This window comes from Natrialba sp. PRR66 (genome assembly GCF_034808065.1).
Classification (GTDB): Archaea; Halobacteriota; Halobacteria; order Halobacteriales; family Natrialbaceae; genus Natrialba; species Natrialba aegyptia.
Genome location: NZ_JAXHGN010000001.1, coordinates 839,915 through 859,187, shown reverse-complemented (window position 1 = coordinate 859,187; position 19,273 = coordinate 839,915). Strand labels below are relative to the sequence as shown.

Annotated in this window: 20 protein-coding genes, 1 tRNA gene and 1 other RNA gene; 6 read left to right on the top strand and 16 right to left on the bottom strand. The window is 60.8% G+C overall.

Going from position 1 to position 19,273, the window contains the following annotated elements; genetic code table 11:
* Nucleotides 1-111: 111 nt before the first annotated feature.
* From SM755_RS04055 to SM755_RS04040, 4 genes are all read right to left on the bottom strand, one after another.
* Complete coding sequence (locus SM755_RS04055; RefSeq protein ID WP_323171548.1) at nucleotides 112-981, bottom strand: phosphatase PAP2 family protein; 870 nt, start codon at nucleotides 979-981, stop codon at nucleotides 112-114.
* Nucleotides 981-2,897 (bottom strand): ABC transporter substrate-binding protein, encoded by a 1,917-nt coding sequence (locus SM755_RS04050; RefSeq protein ID WP_323171875.1) that lies wholly within the window; start codon nucleotides 2,895-2,897, stop codon nucleotides 981-983. Before SM755_RS04050 ends, SM755_RS04055 begins: the two co-directional genes overlap by 1 nt.
* A 207-nt stretch (nucleotides 2,898-3,104) precedes the next feature.
* Nucleotides 3,105-3,980, bottom strand: a complete 876-nt coding sequence (locus SM755_RS04045) for a phosphatase PAP2 family protein (RefSeq protein ID WP_323171547.1) — start codon at nucleotides 3,978-3,980, stop codon at nucleotides 3,105-3,107.
* A gap of 4 nt (nucleotides 3,981-3,984) precedes the next feature.
* Nucleotides 3,985-5,811 carry an ABC transporter substrate-binding protein gene (locus tag SM755_RS04040; protein ID WP_323171546.1) on the bottom strand — a complete coding sequence of 609 codons (1,827 nt, stop codon included), beginning with the start codon at nucleotides 5,809-5,811 and terminating at the stop codon, nucleotides 3,985-3,987.
* Nucleotides 5,812-6,254: 443 nt separating this feature from the next.
* Between SM755_RS04040 and SM755_RS04035 the strand changes: the two genes are divergently transcribed.
* Together SM755_RS04035 and SM755_RS04030 are read left to right on the top strand one after the other, a co-directional pair.
* Nucleotides 6,255-6,590 (top strand): ribonuclease P protein component 4, encoded by a 336-nt coding sequence (locus SM755_RS04035; protein ID WP_323171545.1) that lies wholly within the window; start codon nucleotides 6,255-6,257, stop codon nucleotides 6,588-6,590.
* Nucleotides 6,591-6,683: 93 nt separating this feature from the next.
* Nucleotides 6,684-6,932 carry a YhbY family RNA-binding protein gene (locus tag SM755_RS04030; protein WP_323171544.1) on the top strand — a complete coding sequence of 83 codons (249 nt, stop codon included), beginning with the start codon at nucleotides 6,684-6,686 and terminating at the stop codon, nucleotides 6,930-6,932.
* 66 nt (nucleotides 6,933-6,998) lie between these two features.
* On the opposite strand, the gene SM755_RS04025 is transcribed toward SM755_RS04030, so the two are convergent.
* The 4 genes from SM755_RS04025 to SM755_RS04010 all read right to left on the bottom strand — a co-directional run bounded on the left by SM755_RS04025 (nucleotide 6,999) and on the right by SM755_RS04010 (nucleotide 10,926).
* Complete coding sequence (locus SM755_RS04025; RefSeq protein WP_323171543.1) at nucleotides 6,999-7,922, bottom strand: DMT family transporter; 924 nt, start codon at nucleotides 7,920-7,922, stop codon at nucleotides 6,999-7,001.
* Nucleotides 7,923-7,992: 70 nt separating this feature from the next.
* A complete protein-coding gene (locus SM755_RS04020; RefSeq protein ID WP_323171542.1) occupies nucleotides 7,993-8,730 on the bottom strand; it encodes a helix-turn-helix domain-containing protein in 738 nt (245 codons plus the stop codon).
* A gap of 143 nt (nucleotides 8,731-8,873) precedes the next feature.
* An RNA gene (ffs, locus tag SM755_RS04015) (signal recognition particle sRNA) lies at nucleotides 8,874-9,185 on the bottom strand.
* Between the two features lie 94 nt (nucleotides 9,186-9,279).
* A complete protein-coding gene (locus tag SM755_RS04010; RefSeq protein ID WP_323171541.1) occupies nucleotides 9,280-10,926 on the bottom strand; it encodes an NAD-binding protein in 1,647 nt (548 codons plus the stop codon).
* Nucleotides 10,927-11,175: 249 nt separating this feature from the next.
* Between SM755_RS04010 and SM755_RS04005 the strand changes: the two genes are divergently transcribed.
* Entirely contained in the window at nucleotides 11,176-11,508 is a 333-nt protein-coding gene (locus SM755_RS04005) for a DUF5798 family protein (RefSeq protein ID WP_323171540.1), read from the top strand.
* A gap of 119 nt (nucleotides 11,509-11,627) precedes the next feature.
* Nucleotides 11,628-12,608 (top strand): PLP-dependent cysteine synthase family protein, encoded by a 981-nt coding sequence (locus tag SM755_RS04000; RefSeq protein ID WP_323171539.1) that lies wholly within the window; start codon nucleotides 11,628-11,630, stop codon nucleotides 12,606-12,608.
* On the opposite strand, the gene SM755_RS03995 is transcribed toward SM755_RS04000, so the two are convergent.
* From SM755_RS03995 to SM755_RS03980, 4 genes are all read right to left on the bottom strand, one after another.
* On the bottom strand, nucleotides 12,578-12,811 hold the full coding sequence (locus tag SM755_RS03995; RefSeq protein WP_006664059.1) for a hypothetical protein: 234 nt from the start codon (nucleotides 12,809-12,811) through the stop codon (nucleotides 12,578-12,580). The two genes, SM755_RS04000 and SM755_RS03995, sit on opposite strands and share 31 nt — an antisense overlap.
* A 61-nt stretch (nucleotides 12,812-12,872) precedes the next feature.
* A complete protein-coding gene (locus SM755_RS03990; protein WP_323171538.1) occupies nucleotides 12,873-13,298 on the bottom strand; it encodes a CoA-binding protein in 426 nt (141 codons plus the stop codon).
* Nucleotides 13,299-13,375: 77 nt separating this feature from the next.
* On the bottom strand, nucleotides 13,376-14,233 hold the full coding sequence (locus tag SM755_RS03985) for a geranylgeranylglycerol-phosphate geranylgeranyltransferase (protein WP_323171537.1): 858 nt from the start codon (nucleotides 14,231-14,233) through the stop codon (nucleotides 13,376-13,378).
* A 162-nt stretch (nucleotides 14,234-14,395) separates the two neighbouring features.
* Nucleotides 14,396-14,590, bottom strand: a complete 195-nt coding sequence (locus SM755_RS03980) for a hypothetical protein (RefSeq protein WP_006664062.1) — start codon at nucleotides 14,588-14,590, stop codon at nucleotides 14,396-14,398.
* A gap of 136 nt (nucleotides 14,591-14,726) precedes the next feature.
* Here SM755_RS03980 and SM755_RS03975 point away from each other — a divergent pair.
* Nucleotides 14,727-14,801: transfer RNA gene (locus SM755_RS03975), tRNA-Arg, on the top strand.
* A 334-nt stretch (nucleotides 14,802-15,135) separates the two neighbouring features.
* Here SM755_RS03975 and SM755_RS03970 read toward each other — a convergent pair.
* Together SM755_RS03970 and SM755_RS03965 are read right to left on the bottom strand one after the other, a co-directional pair.
* Nucleotides 15,136-15,777 carry a class I SAM-dependent methyltransferase gene (locus SM755_RS03970; protein ID WP_323171536.1) on the bottom strand — a complete coding sequence of 214 codons (642 nt, stop codon included), beginning with the start codon at nucleotides 15,775-15,777 and terminating at the stop codon, nucleotides 15,136-15,138.
* Nucleotides 15,777-16,724 (bottom strand): NAD(P)/FAD-dependent oxidoreductase, encoded by a 948-nt coding sequence (locus SM755_RS03965; protein WP_323171535.1) that lies wholly within the window; start codon nucleotides 16,722-16,724, stop codon nucleotides 15,777-15,779. The genes SM755_RS03970 and SM755_RS03965 overlap by 1 nt, the downstream gene beginning before the upstream one ends.
* A gap of 220 nt (nucleotides 16,725-16,944) precedes the next feature.
* Between SM755_RS03965 and SM755_RS03960 the strand changes: the two genes are divergently transcribed.
* Nucleotides 16,945-17,343, top strand: a complete 399-nt coding sequence (locus SM755_RS03960) for a helix-turn-helix domain-containing protein (protein ID WP_323171534.1) — start codon at nucleotides 16,945-16,947, stop codon at nucleotides 17,341-17,343.
* Between the two features lie 308 nt (nucleotides 17,344-17,651).
* Here the strand turns inward: SM755_RS03960 and SM755_RS03955 are convergent, their stop codons facing one another.
* Nucleotides 17,652-18,095, bottom strand: a complete 444-nt coding sequence (locus tag SM755_RS03955) for a VOC family protein (RefSeq protein ID WP_323171533.1) — start codon at nucleotides 18,093-18,095, stop codon at nucleotides 17,652-17,654.
* Nucleotides 18,096-18,535: 440 nt separating this feature from the next.
* Complete coding sequence (locus tag SM755_RS03950) at nucleotides 18,536-19,108, bottom strand: dihydrofolate reductase family protein (RefSeq protein WP_323171532.1); 573 nt, start codon at nucleotides 19,106-19,108, stop codon at nucleotides 18,536-18,538.
* Between the last annotated feature and the right edge of the window lie 165 nt (nucleotides 19,109-19,273).

Sequence of the window (19,273 nt, the reverse complement as noted above, 5' to 3'; positions counted from 1 at the left end):
ACTCACACTCACACTCACACTCACACTCACACCTCCGCTCCTCACACCTCACAGAAATGCCGAATGCTAACCTGACATCGGCGTACCCTCGACCGTCAGCGACGACACCGATCAGGTGTGATCTGAACTCGAATCCATCTCGCGATCATCGTCCGCGTCCCGACCCCGAATCGAGGCGATCCAGGCGGAGACGGACCAGCGGTCGACGAGTACGCGGGCGAGACTGACGCTGATGTAGGCGAGTCCAATGCCTGCGAGCACGTCGATCGCCCAGTGGATGCCCAGATACATCGTCGAGAGCGCGATAGAGGCTCCCAATCCGAGAGTGACGTAAAACCACGTCGGATACCGGTCTCGAGTTCGGTAGGCGAGAAGGGTGACGGTCGTCGCGAGGGAGGCGTGCAACGAGGGGAAGACGTTCGTGTTTCGGTTGACCTGTCGCGTGAGGTGTTGATACTGCGGATACGTATCGTACAGCAGCGCCTCGACGAGTTCAGGCATCATGTTCCGCGGTCCGAAGGCGATGACGAAGACATAGAGGACGAGTCCGAGGGTGTAGTTGAGCGTGTAGGCGGCCAACAGTTCGCGGAGCGGGCGCGTATCTGAGAGGGCGAAATAGGCGACGACCGGAAAGGTGAGCGCGAAGACGTAGCCGTAGATGTAGATAAAGGAGAAGTAGGCCGTCACGGCCGGCGTCTCGAAGGACTGTAGCCAGAGGATGAACTGGCCCTCGATGTCGTAGATGGCCCAGGTGAGGTTCCAGCCGATCATCCACGAGAGGTCGGGAACGATCTGTCTGGCGATACTGTTGAACAGCAAGACGATGGCGAGGACGGCCAACACGGGTGCCGTAGCGCGAAGACGGGTTCGCCACTCCGTGCGCGTCACTTGCAGTCGGCGGCGGCCGACGAAGAGAGCCACGGAGACGGCGATCATGAGCGTGACGACGACGACCAACTGGACGAGGACCTGTGTGAGCATCAGTATCTCACCCGAAGCCGCCCCTCGTCGTCGTATCGAAACCCGGCTTCCTCGAACGCCGCTCGTGCCGCCTCAACATCGAGTTCACCGTCGGTCCCGAGGAACGGCGTCTCGGGGTCGGTCCCCGTCCACGCCAGCGATTCGGGTGTCCACTCCCGGGTGACGGGTGCGGCAACCGGCCGTGCATGACCGTAGAAGACGTCCGAGACTAACTGTTCTTTGTCGATCAACCGGGCGATCACCCGTCTGAACCGCGGATTGGAAAACGGTGCTGTCCGCGCGTTGAAACCGAGGTGGTAGAACGATCCCGTCGCCGACTCGATCACTTCGAGCGGATCCGAGTCGCTGGTTTGCTCGCGTTCGCTTTCGGCTGCGAGCACGTCGTCGACGACGTAGGATTCGAGGGCGAGACTCGTCACGTCCGCCTCGTCGCTCTCGACGAGTTCGATCGCGGACGTACTCCGCGGATCGATCCGTATTCGGAGCGTCTCGGCGCTGGGCTCGGGGAGCGCGACGGACTCGCGTCGCGTAAAGTGCTCGTCGAAGCGCTCGAGCGTGACGAACTCGCGCTGGGTCCGGTTTTCGAACTGGAAGGGGCCGCTTCCGATCGGCGGCAGATTATCGGTGACGAGGGCTTCCGTCGTTCCGTCTGCGACGGTGATAGCTGGGATACTCGCCGTCTCGGTCCGCTCGTCCCAGATGTGAGCAGGTAAAATCGGGATCTCGAGGACGCGTTTGGCGACCGGTTCGCTCGCCGTACAGGTGAACTCGAGTTCGTATTCGCCCTGCTTGACCACGTCCGCGATCGGATCGACGTGACCGCGATAGCGTGGCGACGGCGCGGGGAACTCGCTGTCGTCCCGTGTCGTATCGGACAGAAAGTCGATAGTAAAGGCGACATCGTCGGCGGTGAGTTCGTGGCCGTCGTGGAACTGGCAGTCCTCTCGAAGCGTGACGGTCAGCGTGCCAGTGGGCTCGAGATCAGCATCGGGATTGAGTTCGATATCGGTATCAGTATCGGTATCGGTGCTGTTACCGTTCTCGGTGCGTTCGTCCCCATCTTCGTTCTCGGCCTCGGTCTCGTTCTCGTTCCACGTCCAATCGGCCCCGAGCCACGGAGAATATGTCCGATCGCCGTCTTCCTCGACACCGTCCGTCTCCTCGTCGCTCCCACCAGCATCCGTCCCATCCTCACTCCATCTCGGTACCGCAAGCGAATCGTACAGCAATCCCGTGACCAGCCCTCGATTTCGAAACTCCACTGCGAGCGGATTGAGGTTCTGCGACGGCCGGGAATCCGTATGGACCGCCCGTAGCACTGCCTCTTCCGCCGTCGGCGGATCGAGTCCGAGATATCCCATGCGGGTTGCGAGATGGCCTTGCTTCCAGCCGTCGAACCGATCGGTTCGAGCGAGTCTGAACTCGTGTGGAACGCAAATGGGGACGAACGGTTGTTCGAGCGCGAGTGCTTCGAGGGTCCGGCTGACGGCCTGTTCGCGCTCCTCGCCGTCGGCGCGCTGCTGGCGCTCGAGATACGTATCGAACGTGAGATTCGTAAAGCCGAACGGATTCTGCCAGCCTGATTCGTCAGCGAATTTCGAGTGAAGGGTTTCGTAGAGAAAGTCCGGGCGGATATCGCCGGGGTGACGACCGACGTAGATATCGAAGTCGTGGTTAATCAGGACACTGCGACGAAACGCCTCCCGTGACTGCATATCGATTTCGATGTCGATTCCGGCGGCTTCCAGTGTCGCGCCGATATCCTGTGCGAGCTGGATACTCTCCCTATCTCCATCGGCAGAAAGCGTCGTAATCGTCAGCGAGAGCTGTTCGACCTCGTTTCGATTGACGATACTGCGGACATGTCGGAGACAGCCACTGGTCGATACGGAAAGGCCGACCGACGCGGCGAGCATTGCCCGACGGCTGAGACCGCCGTTATCGCGACCTTCGGACGGGGTATGGCGGCGGTCCGGGCTGGAGGACGGTGGGGAATCACTCATATCGTCCGTTGCCACAGTTCGCCGGGGACGATATAACAGTATTGCGCTGTCCGCTGTTCCACGTTGGTATCCGTGTGAGTTCAGAACGGCCGGCTAACGAAACGGTATCCGATCGCTGTCTCACGAGTTATCCTGCGATGGCGTCGTCACGGTATCACGGTACTCGTGAACTCGCTCGCGGAGCTGTTCGAAGATCACTATAAGTGACCACCGATCGACGAGATAGGTCGAGAGGGCAACACAGAACCCGGCGAGTGCGAGGCCGGCGAGCACGTCGATACCCCAGTGAATGCCCAGATACATCGTCGAGATCATGATGCTGATACTCAGACAGACAGCGATGGGGAACCATCGAGGATATGTCGAGCGGGTTTGGTAGGCGAACGCGGCGACGGTTGCTGAGAGGGAGGTGTGAAGCGAGGGAAAGACGTTTGTGTTCCGGTTGACCTCGGTGGTGAGATACTGTACTTGCGGATTGTTGTCGTACAGCATTGTCTGAGTAAGCTCTTCGACAAACACGTTTCGCGGGCCATAGGCGATAAACAGGATGTAGAAGACGAGACCGATCGCATAGTTGAGCGAGTAGGCTATCAGGAGCCGCCGAAAGTCGATCGTCTTCGGCAGTGCCGCGTACGCAATGACCGGGAAGATGAGCAAAAAGACATAGCCGTAGACGTAGCTGATCGAGAAGTACGTGTTCGCTTCGGGCGAGGCGATCGCCTGAAAGAGCAAGACGAACTCGCCCTCGATGGTGTAAAACACCTCGGTCATGTGGACGCCGTAGGTCTGGGAGAGGCCGCGTCCCTGCTGTCGCATGATCCGATTGAGTAGCAAGATTGCAAGGAGCAAGGCAATTGCAGGTGCGCTGGTACGAAGGCGAGACTTCCACTCCTTGCGGAGCAGTGAGAGGCGGTCCCGACCAACGACGCCCGCGAGTCCGACTGCAAGGAGGATCGAAACAGCGACGGCGACCTGCAACAGAAGCTGCGTGAGCATTGTGTTACCTCAGCAGGTTTCCGTCATTGTCGTACTCGTAATCTTCGGCAAACAGTGACCTGGCGGCCTCGACATCGAGTTCGCCGTCGGTTCCGAGAAACGGGGTGACGGGGTCTTTGTCCTCCCAGACGAGCGAGTCGACCTCGGAGTCACTATCAGGTGTCCATTTCTCGGCGACGGGCGCGGCGACAGGTCGTGCGTGGCCGTTGAAGACCGTTTCGGTGATCCAACCCTTGTCGACCAGTCGGGCGACGGCGCGGCGAAAGCGGGGGTTGCTAAACGGCTCTTTAAGGGTATTAAACCCGATATGGTAGAACGTCCAGGACGTATCCTCGACCCGCTCGACTGGATCGTCATCCGAAATGCCACCGAGAGCGTACGTCTCGAGGCGGGCCGTCGTCATGTCCGCCCCGCCGCTTGTGATCCGGTCGATAGAGGAGGCCGTCCCCGGGTCGACTTCGAGACGAAGTTCGGGGACAGTCGGTTCCGGAACGCCGTCTGTACCCACCGAAAAGTGGTCCTCGAAGCGTTCGAGGAGCAAGAACTCTCCCTTACTCCGGTCGGCGAACTGGAAGGGGCCGCTTCCGACCGGTGGAATGTTGTTGGCTGTGACGAGCGACCAGGTCCCCTGCGGCGGTGAGAACTCGTCGTTTCCGGTCACACGCCTATCGACGCGTTCCGACCAGATGCGTCGTGGCAGAATCGGTACCGTAAACGCACGCTCGGCAACTTCGGGACTGGTCGAGGATGAAATTGTCAGCTGGTAGTCGTTCTCGACGGTGATCGAGTCTACCGCAGCGACCTGGCCGCGATAGCGCGGTGCCGGCGAGGCCTCTGGTGCACGACCGAGCGTCGTGTCAGCGAGGAACCGATAGGTGAACTCGACATCCTGAGCCGTCAGCGGATCGCCGTTGTGGAACGTACAATTCTTGCGCAATTCGATCGTCGCGGTCGATCCGTTCCACTCCCAGTCGGCTGCGAGCCACGGTCTCAGGTTGCTCTCGCTGTCGTCGTCCGTCTCTTCGTAGGTCGCAAGCGAGTCGTACAGCAAGTCGGTAATGGTCCCTCGCTCGCGGGCCGTCGCCGAGAGTGGATTGAGGTTTCGCGTCGGTCGAGCGTCGGTGATCAGCGCGTGTAGCTGCTCGACGTCCGCTGCCGGTTCGAGTCCGAGATAACCGAGCCGGGTTGCGAGATGCCCATCTTCCCATCCGCTAAAGCGATCCGTTTGGACGAGCCGATACTCGTTCGGAATACAGACCGGAATGAACGGTTGTTCGAGGGCGAACCGCCAGAGGAGTTCGGCGATAGCTTCCTCGCGCTCCGCTCCCTCGACAGTGCGTTGTCGCTCGAGGGCGCTATCGAAGGAGGGGTCCATAAATCGAACCTCGCCATCGAAAGAGGGGTCCATAAACTTAAACGGATTCTGCCAGCCGCTTTCGTACGCGTAGGTCGAGTGTAACGCCTCGTAGAGAAAGTCGGGATTGAAGTCGGCCGGGTGACGCCCGACGTAGATATCGAAATCCTGCTCGAGCAGGACCGTCTCGAGGAGTTCAGATCGCGATCGCGTGTTGATCGTTGCGTTGATGCCGACGGAGCGAAGATTCTGCTCGAGATGGCGTGCGATCTGGGCTCCTTCTCTGTCGCCATCCGCGCCGGGCAGTGTGAGAATGGAGACGGATATCCCGTTCGAACTCTTCGGGTCGACGACGCTCTGGACGCGGTTGATACAGCCGCTCGCTCCAATCGAGAGGCCAGTCGCGCCGGCGGCCAGCATCGCCCGTCGACTAATCCCCTCGGCGGACTCGTCGGAGTCGTCTAGTGGTGAGTTCATATCGATTCGGTGCACCTCGGTCGGGTATCGGCTAACAGTCGGTTGGACATCGGTTTCGAGTGTAAAGAATCTGTGGACATTGTGCGCGCTCGCACGTCACATCTCATCGAGCGACCGGACCCAGCAAGTCGGACCGGTGAGTCGAGTGCGGGAGAGCCAATCGTCGAACGTGCAGGGAGGGATTGGGGAACGATCACGGTTCATCTCGTTAAACTGTGGGGGACCTTCGTGCCACGAGTTCGGTTCCGTAGTAGGACGGTTCGATCAGTCGTACACTTCAAAGGGTCAACACCCCCAGTATAAAACGCTTCGAAACCATGTTCTCTTGAACGTTGGTTGAAACTAGACGTGTGTGATCGCGGTGTTCCCTGGGATCAGCATCGGTACAGCCCGGATTAGTGGCAGAACACAACACCAATAGGTCGTGGCGTCCAACCAGCAGTATGACCGTTGCCGCAGAGCGGATCGACCGGCTACACGAACTCGCTCGAGCGGCAGCAGCCGATGGCGAGGATGACCGGGCGCGGTACTACGTGCGTCTGGCTCGGCGTGTGGCGGAACGAAACCGTCTGACGCTGCCCCGCGAGTTCCGGCGGTTCACCTGCGATGCCTGCGATGCGTATCTTCGGCCGGGCGCGAACGCCCGCATTCGGCTTCAGGACGGCCACGTCGTGATCACCTGCGAGTGCGGCGCACACGCCAGATATCCGTACGGCGATCGGCAAGCCGGGACGGCGACAGCCGATTCGGAGTCGGCAGCCGACGCGAGTCCCGAGTGACGAACTTGCGAACTACCGAACTCGCGGTGTTCGAGCGGGGTTCGAGCGGCGCTCCTTCGAGAGGATTAACCACCTGGATACGATACGTGGCGTATGGACAACCAGCGACTCAAAGAGCAGGCCCACGATGTCGATGTCACGGTTTGGGTCGGCAAAAGCGGCATTGATGCCGTCGTCGACGAACTCAACGATCAACTCTCGAACCGCGACCTCGTCAAAGTGAAATTCCTCCGTGCGGCCCGCGCCGGGAGCCCGACCGAGGAGAAAGCACAGACGCTTGCAGACCGCGTCAGCGCAGACCTGATCGAGACGCGCGGGCATACGGCCGTCATGCACCGGTAGGTGTTCGGATCAATCGAAAGCGATGGTGCTGGCGGCCGATAGTCGCCAGACTCACACGATTGGCGATTACGGATTCGACTCCGTCGACACGAAATAGACGCCGACAGCCATCACGATCCCGCCAAGGACGAACCGCGAGCCGAGCGACTCACCGAGCAACGTCGCTCCGAAGACCGCACCGACGATCGGCTGGATGAAAAAGAACGCCGAGATAACGCTCGCGTCGACGAACTCCAACCCCTTGTACCAGCAATACCACGCCACTGCCGTCCCCAGAACCCCGAGATAGAGCACCGCGAGGATCACCTGAGGCGTGAACTCGATCGCGCGAAGCGAGGTCCCCGTCCGGGTGAACTCGAACGGGACGAGAACCGCCAGCATCGGCACGGCAGCCACGCAGGAGTACGTTACCGTTTCTAACGCCGAATAGCGTTCGATTAACGGCTTTCCCAGCACCGTATAAAGCGCCCAGGTCGCACTCGTGAGCAAGAGCATGAGAATCCCAGTCGTTGCGACCCCCGCGAGTTCGGTGAGGTGGTACTGCCCGGAGAGGACGATGACGGTTCCGGCGGTCGCGGTCGCGATGCCGGCGACTCGTCGCACCGAGAGGACTTCGCCGAGGAGGACGACGCCGAGCAAGATGGTAAAGATTGGCGTCAGAACGGTGATGAGCGACCCCTGGCTCGCGGTCGTGAACGCGGTGCCGAGAAACTGGGTTGCGAGCGAGGCGGCGACAACGGCTCCGAGGGTGAGAAAGCCGAGGCGGTCGCGGCGGGTGAACTCGCGCCGGGGGTACCGAAGGCGGACGACGGGCAACAGCGTGGCTGCACCGACCAGGACGCGCAAGAACGCGAGCGTCAGCGGCGGGATGGCGTCGAAGCCCCACTTGCTCACGCCGTAGAGGCCGCCCCAGAGCGCTGCGGCGGTAAGCGGTGCCAGTGCGAACAGATACGTCGATATCGATGGCAGTGAAACGGAGTTCCGGTACACAGTGTGAACGCGGAGGAGTATGGACTGCCCGAGAATGGCTGCTCTCGTTAGGATGTTAACCCCGGTCGGCTCAGCGCCCGCCGTTCGGTTCGGCGTGGTCGGACTGCTCGACCGGTCCGATGGCCGAGACGGCCGAAACGAGGAGCTTCCGTTCGGCCCGACGGAGCGTCTTCGAAACGGCGGCGTCCGAGACCCCGAGTTCAGCTGCGAGGTCGCCGAGCGTGGCCTCGCGCGGGACGTCGTAGTAGCCGCCGGTGACGGCGCGGTGAATGGTCTCGCGTTCGGTCGGAGTGAGCCGCCGGGCACCGTCGAGGACCGTTCGGCCGACGGTGTCGGCGCGAACGTCTTCGAGGACGGTCGTTGGATCGACCCGCTCTCGGCTGTGGATCTCGTACTCGTCGTCGAGGTCGGCCAGAACGGTGAGCGTTCGCTCCACGGCGGCGGCGTCGTCGAAGCCGATCTCCCAGCGCTCGCTTCCGTCGACGTTTTCGAAGGGTGCGGTGAGGTAGCCGCCGTTGGCGACGACCGTTCCCATCGTGTCGGTCGTCCCCATCGTCAGGTGAACGCGGGCGGTGTCGTCCCGCTTTGCCAGCAGTTCGAACGAGTCGGTTTCGTCGTGGCTCCGAATCACGTCTAAGCCGCGTTCGACGGCCGCGCGGTCGCTCCCGTCGGCGAGGATGCGCAACTCGAGCTGCGATCGGTCGTGATCGTAGTGCCAGTGTGGCGTGACGAACGCGACCTCGGCCGCTGAACTCGCCACGCTCAACGGGCAATCGGCCTGTCGAATCGAGAGCGCGAGGCTGATCATACGGACGCCACGCCCCGGGGAACTAATCGTATTGTGGTCTTGGCGAATGCTACGGCTGGAGGACTGCGTGGGTCGAATCGGAGACACAGCAGGCACTCGTCAGCGCCACCGCTCCGGATCGATGTGACGGCAGATGAAGTATGAATGTGGAAGCCGCGATTGCCCGGCGTTCCGGCCGGGGGAATCTCGGTTGCCTCCTCCACCCCGCGACCCGTCGAGCGACAGGTGTCCGGCGGTCCACTGCTCGCTTCCGCGCCTGATGGGCTGTCGCCGACTAACCACGATGGGACGTCCCTGCGGACGGCCACCGTAGACCGCTGTCCCCGACGGACGAGGCTTCCACGTTGGCTCCCGAGGCCCCGGCCGGTCTGACCGGACGCCCGCGGTGTTTGGTCCCCGCTAAAGGCCATACTGCGGGTGATGAGCAGGGCCTAACTGCCCGACCTATCCACTTGCCTGTATGTGACTTGTACTTAAGGACCTTTCGTCTCGAGAACCCCGAGACGGCGCGAGGATCCCCCGCCGCGGAGGCGACCGCAAACGACGCGGTCAGTCGTCCTCCTCTGCACCGTATCGCTCCCGGAACGCGCGGATCTGCCTCCCGGTGCCGGAGACGACGAGTACGTCCGTCGGCTCGAGTTCTCTCCCGTCAGGGGTGGAGAAAAACGTTCCGTCCCGATTGAGCGCGACGACGGTACAGCCGGTTTCGAGTCGGACATCCGCGGCCGAGAGTTCTTCGCCGGCGAGGGCCGGTGCGCTGATACGGGCAACGCGGAGACGATCACCGAGGGTCATCGTTTCGTGTTCGAAAATGCGGAGGGTGATCATTCGCCCGGCGACGTTGGGGAGGGCGAGGACGTCATCCGCGCCCGCCGTGTGCAGGACCGCCACGCTCGTCGTCGCGTTCGCGCCGACGATGATGTCGAGATTCGGGTTCAGTGCGCGGGCGGTGAGCGTCGTCAAGATAGCTCTTTCGTCGCTATCGAGCGCGAGGATGAGCGTTCGCGCGTTCCGGATACCGGCCTCGAGCAGCGTCTCCTCCTCAGTGGCGTCGCCGACCACGTCGACCCGTTCTGCGGGTTCGGTGTCGACGACGGTCGTCTCCAGACCGGCCCGGACGAGGGTGCCGGCGGCCGTGGTGCCGACGAGGCCGGTCCCGACGACGATGACGGGGTCTCCCAGCTCCTGATAGTGGCTGCCCGGCGTGCCGGTTCGTTCGGCGACGCCGTCGAGTTCGCTTTCGGTGCCGGCGACCAGCAGCGACGTGTTCTCGTCGACGCGGACGCGTTCCGGAAGAAGCGTCACAAAATCACCCCGAATCCAGGCGCCGAGGACCGTCGCACCGGTCTGTTCGAGCCGTCGAGTGGAGGCGACGGTTTCGCCGAAGAGGTCCGACCCGGGATCGACGTGGTACTCGACGATATCGAACACCGCTTCGAAGTCGGCCTCCGCCTCGATGTCGAGGGTGACGACGTCGCGGACTTTGTCGCCGAGCGCCTTTCCGAGCCGGTGTTTCGGCGAGAGGACCTCATCGATGCCGGCGTAGCGGAAGTATCGGGCGTCGGAAGGAGCGGCGACGAGCACGAGAACGGTCGCGGTCGGCTCGTACCGTTCGATCGCGAGGGCGGCCCTGATGAGTTCTCGTTCGGTGGCGTCGACGACGACGGCGAGGGCGTCCCCGAGTCGGGCGGCTTCGAGTCCGGCCGCCGTCGACGGGTCGCGGTGGACGACCCTCAGTCCCGCCTCGTGAAGCGTCTGGGCGCGCTCCGTTTCGCCCTCGAGAACGACGTGGGGCGTCCCGTTTGCCCCGAGTTCGTCGACGAGTCGCTCGCAGTTGTCGGAGTAGCCGATGATGACGACGTGGTCGGCGACGGCCTCGGTTTCGGCGGGTGGGGCGGGCTGGACTACCTGTCGAAGCCACGGCGTGATGAACTGCGGAATCGCGACTGCGATGTACGCGATACCGGTCACCTGGATCAGCACCATCAGAACGTTCATCCAGAGACTTTCCCAGGGTGCGTCCTGGCCGTAGCCGGTGGTCGTCATCGACTGTACGACGATCTCGAACGCCTGATACCACGTGCGCGACTCGCCCTCGTAAACGGCCATTCCCCACTGGTACGTCGCCGTGTACAGCGCGATCAGGGCGAGCAGCGACGCCAAGTAGACGAGTATTCGTCGGGTCAGTGTTACCATGTGCGTTCACCTGCGAGCGATCCGATAACCGGTAGTCGGTACCGGCGGTCGATAGCTGGTGGCTGGTGGCCGATGACTGGCAGCCGGTGACCAGCGGCCGATAGCCGATCGTCGGTAGTCGGTCAGATAGAAAGTCGACACCGGGCGACGGTATGGTTCTTGGCCGTTGCCAACGCGTGCTCCAGGGACCTCGTTTCGTTCGCCGGTCGGAGGAAAAAGCCCATTAGCCAGCCGATGCATCACTGACACATGGGACTCGGCAGCACCGCAAAGAAGATTCAAGGCCTCTCCGACCGCGCCGAAGCGATGTACAAGCAGGTACAGCAACTGCAACAGCGCATCACGAACCTCGAAGGAGAGGTCGACGACACGCACGATACAGTCGAGCGCATCGACCACCAACTCTCCGAACAACGCCAACTGCTACTCGCCCTCGCCGAGGAACAGGGCATCGACGGCGAGCAAATCCTCGCCGAAGCCGCAATCGACGAAGCTGAACTCGACGACGAGGAGTCCACAGCGACCGACGACACGGCCACGGACACCGTTGATACCGAGCCGAGCGAAACGACCGCCGAGTAGCACCCGTCCGTCCTCGTCCCCGCACGTCTCACCGCCTGCGAAGTCCGCACCCGACGAGCAGTGCGACTGGTCGACCACAAAGGGAAGACCTAACAACAGTGGCAACATTTGCCAGCACGATGACGACCCACGAGCGACCGTTGGACTCGGTGCTCGAGACGATCGGGCAAACCCCGCTCGTTCGCATCCGCGACGGCCCGCAGGGCGTCCGGATCTACGCGAAACTCGAGTCGTTCAACCCAGGTGCAAGCGTCAAGGACAGAATCGGCCGCTACATGCTCGAACGCATGCTCGAGCGCGGCGACGTCACCGCAGGCGGCACGATCATCGAACCGACCGCCGGGAACACGGGCATCGGCTTTGCGACCGCCGCCCAGCAACTCGGTCTCGACGCTATCTTCGTCGTCCCCGAACGTTTCAGCGTCGAAAAACAGCAACTCATGGCCGCCCTCGGTGCGGAAGTCATCAACACCCCGACCGAGGACGGCATGGACGGTGCGATCGCCCGCGCCCACGAATTGGCCGACGAATTAGACGACGCCGTCGTCCCCCAGCAGTTCTCGAACCCGCTCAACACCGAAGCCCACTACGCCACCACCGGCCCCGAAATCTACGACGCCCTCGACGGCGAGGTCGGTGCTGTCGTCGCCGGCTGTGGCACCGCGGGCACGCTCATGGGCATCGCCCGCTACGCGTTAGAACAGGACCCGGACACCATCGTCGGTGCCGTCGAACCCGAGGGCTCCGTCTACGGCGAACTCCTCGGCGACGACCGCGAGGAAAGCGAGTACAAAATCGAAGGCATCGGCACCCACAACGTCGAAACCAACGAACTGTTCGATCCCGAACTCGTCGACGCCGTCTACCCGATCTCCGACCGCGACGCCCACGACGAACTCGAGCGACTCGCGCGTGAGGAAGGTCATTTGGTCGGCTCAAGCGCCGGAGCCGCAAGCGTCGCCGCCAAACACGTCGCCCAGGAGATCGCCGACGGTGAACTCGACGCGACGCACGACACGGTCGTTACTGTGTTTCCGGATTCGAGCGAACGCTATCTCTCGAAGGGGATCTACCGCTCGTTCGAGGAGTGGAGTTCCTGACCGACGGGCTCATCCGCCGCGGACGACTGCTGGAGCGTCGTCGCGTCGACGACCTCGAGTTCGTCGTCGCGTTCGACCTCCCACACCCGAAGGACGAGATGCGCCTTGCAGTGGTGTTCGACGACATCCATGCCCGTCGTCCGGTTTCGGAGGACGAGCTGACAGACCCCGTCGTTCGAGCAGTTCCCGGACCGGTCACACATAGGTACGTCTCTTGTGTAGTCTACTGGTATGTAAGTCTCTGTCGGTGGTACCCCCCGGTGTTCAAACACGCGACGATTCGGCGTGCAGCCGCCGGTGTTCGACTTTCATGCAGCGATCCTGCACGACCTGCCGGCCCGCCTCCTCGGCACGGGCGGCCGCCTCGTCGTCTCGAATGCCCTGCTGGGTCCAGATCACGTCGGCGTCCGTGTGATCGAGCGCCGTCTCGACGATTCCGGCGACTTCCTCGCTCGGCCGGAACAGACAGACGATATCGATCTCGTCTTCCACGTCCGCGAGCGTATCGAGGGCTTTTCTGCCGAAAATCTCGTCCGCGAAGGGGTTGACCGGAATCACGTCGTAGCCGTGGTCCCTGAGATACGCCGGCACGTCGTGGGCCGCCTTGCCCGGCGTTCGCGAACAGCCGACCACCGCAATCGTCTCCAGTCCGAGGATTTCCCGGAGCGCAGCGTCCGATTCGAGTGGCATACACGAGGTTACGAGTTCCGGACAGTTGAATGGCTTCGTCTTTTCGTTCGGCGTCCGCCTCCCGTCTCGTTATCTCGTTAGAACCAGCCGAACTCGAGTTCGAGCGCCGCACGGCCGACGATGAACGCGAGTGCGGCGAGAAAGGTTCCGTACTTGAGGTGGGACTGACCCGCGGTCGGGTCCTCGAAACTCTCGTAGGCCGCGACGATCATGATCGCGTTCGCCGGTATCACTACGAGCAGATACGCGAGTTCGAAGTGCCCGAGGACGTAGGGCAGCGGACTCGCGAGGACGCCGATCGCGAGCAGCCCCGCGGCGACGTAGAGCGCGCGGCGCTCGCCGATCGCGATCGGCAGCGTGTTCAGCCCCTCCTCGCGGTCGCCCTCCACGTCCTCGACGTCTTTGATGATCTCGCGGGTGAGCGTCGCGATGGCCGCCAGCGCACAGAGGACAACCGCCGGCCCGATCTCGCCGACCGCCGCCGCGCCGAACAGAAACGTGCTCCCGACGAGGTAGGCTACCAGCGCGTTCCCCAGCCCGGGCAATCCCTTGAAGAACTCGGTGTAGGCCACCAGCGCCACCAGATTGATCCCTGCGATGGCAACCGCAGATCGCGGGAGCGTCAGGGCGAGCGCCACGGCCGCGACGAACAGAACGAGGCTGAACGCGAGCGCGCCGCGCGGGCTCACCGCACCGCGTGGGATCGCCCGCTCGGGCTGGTTGATCCGGTCGATCTCCCGATCGAAGTAGTCGTTGATCGCGTTTCCTGCACCGACTGCAAGTCCCGTCGCCGCGACCGCTGTCACTGTCTCCGGCGTCTCGGTCGTGACACCACCGGCGACGAACGCGCCGATGAAGGTCAACACGCTCGCGGCGAGCACGTTCACCGGCCGCGTCAACTCGGCCAGCCCGCGGATCGTCTCCCCCGCTGTCATTGGCGATACTGCTCAGGCCGACCGGTTAAACGGTACGATCCGCGGGCGCAGCCGGGGTGTGTCTCCCGTGTGCGCCTACCATAAGTAGTATCGTCATCGTCGGTGTCGGCGTCGGCACCGGTATCGACACCGACACCGGCACCAACACCGATATCGGACCCGCTACCGCCAAGCCCCAAGCTCACAACACAAGCCAGATGAAACCGTCAGCCACGCCTCCTCCCGCTCGAGCGCGGTCGCGTCCACCGGCACCACCGTCACCGCCCCCGTCTCGTCCGTTCTGAACTCGAGTTCAGGTTCAGATTCGTCGGGACTTGGCGGACCGTGATCGTCGGCCGCGGTGAACTCGGCTGTCATTAGCGGGGATTGGAAGTACTGGGACAAGACCTTCGAGGTGGTTTTCAGTGGGTGGGAATGGCGGGGTGTGATGGGGGCTGTCGGAACCGGTGAAAATCGAGTGACTTATACGGAACCACCGGATACGAAGGGGTGCGGGCGCTTAGCTCAGTCTGGACAGAGTACTTGGCTTCGGACCAAGCTGTCACGGGTTCAAATCCTGTAGCGCCCATGATTTTGCGACGAACGGACGTGAGGAGCAAATCATATCCGCGAACGATTTGAATCAGGGAGCAGCTGTGCTGTGACCGTGGTTCAAATCCTGTAGCGCCCATACATTTGACGCGAAATAATCGCCCGACGACGTGGCGATTATCGGTCGAATGGGCTGATTTTGCTTTCGTTCGATAGCAAACGAGAGAGTGGTTTTCACAGGAATTCGCGTACAGCCAAACTGGTCGCACCTGAGAAAATCAATCGGCGATTGACGGACAGTCATCGCTTCTGCCAGCGAGACCGCTTCGAACCAGTTTCACAGTCAGCGCTCGATCACCACGTATGGACGCTCAAGTGTCGGTATCTCCTTCTGTATCGTCACCAGCCAGTTCTGCGACAAGGACACCCACCTGATCGTGCACGCGCTCAACCGCCGTCAGCACGAATCCGGCGTCGGTGAGTACGTCCACGAGCATGCCGACGGTCGCTGCGTCAACCCCGTGGCCGAACAAAGGTTCCTCGGGGGCAGGCGAATCGAAGAACATCGCGTCGCCAAGGACGAATCGGCGCGGGCCGAGACTGGCGATGGCCTCGATGGCCTCGCGTTTCTCCTCGTCGGTCAGGTGGTGTAATGCGAAGTTCGAGACAACGACGTCTATCTCTCCGTCGTAATGCGGGTCGCGGAACTCGCCGTAGTCGAATTCCACGTTCCCGATACCTCTGTCAGCGACTTTCGACCGCGCCTGCTCCAGCATTCCTTCGCTGATGTCGCGCCCGACGACGTACTCGGCGTTCTCCGCGAGCGCGAACGCAATCAGACCCGTGCCTGTTCCAATATCGAGAGCCATGTCGTCGGGACGTGGGTCGGCGTGATTGATGACGAGCGAGGCGCACGCATTGTAGATCGGCTTCTCTTCGCTGCCGTGTTTGTCGTCGTAGTGACTGGCTATCTGTGAGAACTGATCGGCGAGGTCCTGAAGGGACTCGTCCATTATCGCCACCCTTCTTCGAAATCTTTCTTGGACAGTTCCATATTCACGGTCGTGCCGACTGCGTATCCATCGGCGACTGCAGATGCTATCGACGGAGGAGCGCCGCTAGAGGCGTCACCTGCAACGAATAGCCCCTCGACCGACGTGAACCCGATTCCATGCTGAGACCGCGTTGTATCGACGAGTCCAGCCTGATTCACTTCGAGACCAAGCTGTTCTGGAATCTCGCTGTGTTGCTCCATCGGCGGAGGGTAGAACAGAGCGTGGCGAGCTACGTCGCGGCCATCCGCGAGTGAAATACTTTCGAGTTTGTCATCGGACCCATTTAGTGCGGTAATCGGCTCCTCTTCGATCCCGATCCCTCGTTCGACGAACGCCGATATAGTTTCCTTATCAAAGATATCGTTTCCATCAGTGAACACTACTAAGTCTTCACTCAGATTGTAGATGAGCTTGGCATATTCGAGCATGTGTTGGTTATTGACGAGAACTCCGAGTGGTTCATCACGAACTTCGTACCCGTGACAGTAGGGACAGTGATGCACGCCGCTGCCCCACAGTTCTTCGAACCCATCGATATCAGGAAGCACGTCGCGGACACCAGTCGCTAGAATCACCTTCCGACTCGTGACCGTCTCGCCGGAATCGAATGTGCTCGCGAATCCATCTTCGTCTCTGGTGACGTCCGTCACCTGCGAATCTCGGAACTCACCACCGTATTTCGCTACTTCCTCACGGCCGAGCTGGCGGAGTTCTTGTGGTGCGATGCCGTCCCGAGTCAGGTATCCGTGGGCCTCAGCTGCCGGACCATTGCGAGGCTCGTCGTTATCGCAGACCAAGACACTGCGTAGCGAGCGTCCTAACTGGAGAGCAGCACTCAAGCCCGCTGGCCCACTGCCGATGATGAGGACGTCGTAATCCAGATCGCCGCCACCAGTTGTTTGCATAGAAGGTGCAATGAGGATAGTGGTGATAAGGCTGTCGCTCGCACTTTGAGGGATGGCAACGCGATCTAAGAATGTCGATATGCCGGCGAAAACACGCCATATACCACTTAGGACACTTGGACTGGCCTTATTGAACGCTCAATTTCGATTGTGCTGCTGCAGAGATATTTGCAGTGGATGTACAATCTTTATCTGGCAGTAGCACCAAGCACCGACAACAATGGCAGACGCGGTCCTCAAACAACTCCAAGACGAGCGGGAATGCGAGGGGCTTCTCGAATGTATGCTCGGACTGAATGAGCTTGACAGAGGCGTCTTTAGACTGTTAGTGAAGTGTCCCGAGTCGATGACTGTGGATCAGATCGCGGAAGTCATTGACCGCGAACGGACGACAGCATACCGTTCGGTCAAACGTCTTCAGGAAGCGGGGGTTGCTACGAAAGAGCAAGAGAGCTGTCCCAAGGGGGGGTATCACCATGTCTACCGACCCACCGATCCTGACAAGATTGCAGATGAGTTCCAACGGATGCTCAACGAATGGTACGCCAACACGGGACAACTGATTCACGAGTTTCGAGATACGTATGCAGAGGGTTGTCCTTCTGAAATGGAGCCATAGCTTACCATCTTCGTCAAAATAAGAAACAACTCCTGTACGTTTGCTGTACGACCGAGGGTCAGAAGATACGAAGTAGGGCTCCCCGAGCGTGCATCAATATGCGAGTACGTTGCTGAATGTGTGCGCTGTATCTAACGCACTGATTCCCCAAACGGATACACTTTGAGAGGTACACTTTGCCGGCTCTGTTGAAATCCTATCCGGTCGATACCTTTCCTGCTGAAACCGCTGTTAGGTCGGAGTGCTTAGTTAACACAGGGACTCACTCTTCCCATCCTCGCACGTGTCCGGTGGACAGGCCGGTTCGGTTAGGAGGAGTCAAGCCGTTCGGTGAGTTCGACGATCAGACCCTCCGGACCGCGGACATAGCAGAGCCGGTAGATGTCCTCGTAATCACGAACCTCGCCGACTGTGTCAAAGCCTTTGCCTCGTAGTCTATCAACGATCGTATCGAGGCCATTGACCTCAATGGCGATGTGCCGGAAGCCCATCCGGTTCGCAGGAAAGTGGTGTGCGCCCTCATCGTCGATCGGCGCGTGGTACTTGACGAGTTCGAGTTTGCCACTGCCGTCCGGCGCTCGCACCATTACCACCTCTGCCCGGACACCGTCGAGTCCGTTGATCTTATCGACCGTCTCGCCCTCGACCGACGCCCCGCCCTCGCGCTCGAATCCGAGGTCGAGGAAGAACGCGGCCACGGCGTCGAGGTCATCGACGACAACACCCACATGATCGAAACGTAGCGTCTCCATCTCATGTACTCTAGACGTTCGACTCTATTGAACCAACCTGCTCCTGAAACGCTGAAGTTGCGAGGACGACCGGGTCGGGAGTGATCCGTTTTCGGCGGTTGATTGGAGGAAACCCAACGATATCTACACGTCCTGTATCTTGCACAGGTAAGTAGAAGTATCAACTCCCTGTTTGAAACAACAGTTTTGAGACGGTCGAATTCGGACGCCTCACGCCTGAAAGGTCGATTCGTTCGACAGTCGAACCGGAGCCTGCAGCGCCCATACATTTGGTCGGATAGAATCGCCATACAGCGTGGCTACTATCGGTCGAACGGGCCTGATTTTGCTTTCGTTCGATAATCGTACGAGTGAGTGATTTCCACCGAGATTGGCGTACAGTCAAACGCAGACATCTTGCCTTCGTTCGTCATCAGTAAGAGAAAGCGGAGTTGTATCAGTTAGCTTTCAGTGGACTGTTGCACCTCGTAGGTTAGAACCGCAAAAACGTCCCCCTGTTTTTCCACGTTAACTAGTTTCAGGGGCGGGTCGGTAATCCGACGTGGCAGTAGCGGTGCGCCCGACGCGAGCGTGACGGGAGCAACGCTGAGAATAATTTCATCTAGTAGACCTTGATCATGGAATTGTCCCACAAGGTCACCACCACCGACAAGCCAGACGTTCTTGCCATCTGCGGCCGTCACCATATCTGAATGGACGGGCGCAACATCCCCCTGCACGAAGTGAATGTCAGCACCCTCGACCGCCGGTAGTTCCCGGGTGCTGAACACCCATGCTGGAGCCTCGTACGACCACTTTTCCGGATGCTCCAGTAGGTTTTCGTGCTCAACGATCCACTCGTAGGTCGTTGAGCCCATGGCCAAGGCACCAACCTGGTCTATGAATTGGGAGTAATCGTCGTCCACGCCCTCGATCTCCTCAATCTCTCCGAACTGAAAGAGCCAGTCGAGGGAGCTATCCTCATCTGCGAGATACCCATCGATGCTCGTCGCTGTGTAGTATTGGGTCTTCACTGGCGGTCAATATCTGTCGTCGCTTTCAACGCGCTTAACTGGCGTGGTTGTCCTGCCGATTCCAGAGCGCTGCTATCGGATAAAGGGGCCCGACTATCGTCTCTGTGAAAGGCATGTCACCTCGATGTAGAGACGGGATTAGATACAACTCGACCAGTCCAGTGG

What these genes read in the sequence shown, in the direction of transcription:
- SM755_RS04030 (WP_323171544.1), top strand. Translation starts at nt 6,684, where the DNA reads ATGGACAACCAGCGACTCAAAGAGCAGGCCCACGATGTCGATGTCACG.
- SM755_RS04005 (WP_323171540.1), top strand. Translation starts at nt 11,176, where the DNA reads ATGGGACTCGGCAGCACCGCAAAGAAGATTCAAGGCCTCTCCGACCGC.
- SM755_RS04020 (WP_323171542.1), bottom strand. Translation starts at nt 8,730, where the DNA reads ATGATCAGCCTCGCGCTCTCGATTCGACAGGCCGATTGCCCGTTGAGC.
- SM755_RS03990 (WP_323171538.1), bottom strand. Translation starts at nt 13,298, where the DNA reads ATGCCACTCGAATCGGACGCTGCGCTCCGGGAAATCCTCGGACTGGAG.
- SM755_RS03980 (WP_006664062.1), bottom strand. Translation starts at nt 14,590, where the DNA reads ATGACAGCCGAGTTCACCGCGGCCGACGATCACGGTCCGCCAAGTCCC.
- SM755_RS04035 (WP_323171545.1), top strand. Translation starts at nt 6,255, where the DNA reads ATGACCGTTGCCGCAGAGCGGATCGACCGGCTACACGAACTCGCTCGA.
- SM755_RS03995 (WP_006664059.1), bottom strand. Translation starts at nt 12,811, where the DNA reads ATGTGTGACCGGTCCGGGAACTGCTCGAACGACGGGGTCTGTCAGCTC.
- SM755_RS04050 (WP_323171875.1), bottom strand. Translation starts at nt 2,897, where the DNA reads ATGCTCGCCGCGTCGGTCGGCCTTTCCGTATCGACCAGTGGCTGTCTC.
- SM755_RS04055 (WP_323171548.1), bottom strand. Translation starts at nt 981, where the DNA reads ATGCTCACACAGGTCCTCGTCCAGTTGGTCGTCGTCGTCACGCTCATG.
- SM755_RS04045 (WP_323171547.1), bottom strand. Translation starts at nt 3,980, where the DNA reads ATGCTCACGCAGCTTCTGTTGCAGGTCGCCGTCGCTGTTTCGATCCTC.
- SM755_RS04010 (WP_323171541.1), bottom strand. Translation starts at nt 10,926, where the DNA reads ATGGTAACACTGACCCGACGAATACTCGTCTACTTGGCGTCGCTGCTC.
- SM755_RS03955 (WP_323171533.1), bottom strand. Translation starts at nt 18,095, where the DNA reads ATGGAGACGCTACGTTTCGATCATGTGGGTGTTGTCGTCGATGACCTC.
- SM755_RS03960 (WP_323171534.1), top strand. Translation starts at nt 16,945, where the DNA reads ATGGCAGACGCGGTCCTCAAACAACTCCAAGACGAGCGGGAATGCGAG.
- SM755_RS03965 (WP_323171535.1), bottom strand. Translation starts at nt 16,724, where the DNA reads ATGCAAACAACTGGTGGCGGCGATCTGGATTACGACGTCCTCATCATC.
- SM755_RS04000 (WP_323171539.1), top strand. Translation starts at nt 11,628, where the DNA reads ATGACGACCCACGAGCGACCGTTGGACTCGGTGCTCGAGACGATCGGG.
- SM755_RS04040 (WP_323171546.1), bottom strand. Translation starts at nt 5,811, where the DNA reads ATGAACTCACCACTAGACGACTCCGACGAGTCCGCCGAGGGGATTAGT.
- SM755_RS03970 (WP_323171536.1), bottom strand. Translation starts at nt 15,777, where the DNA reads ATGGACGAGTCCCTTCAGGACCTCGCCGATCAGTTCTCACAGATAGCC.
- SM755_RS03985 (WP_323171537.1), bottom strand. Translation starts at nt 14,233, where the DNA reads ATGACAGCGGGGGAGACGATCCGCGGGCTGGCCGAGTTGACGCGGCCG.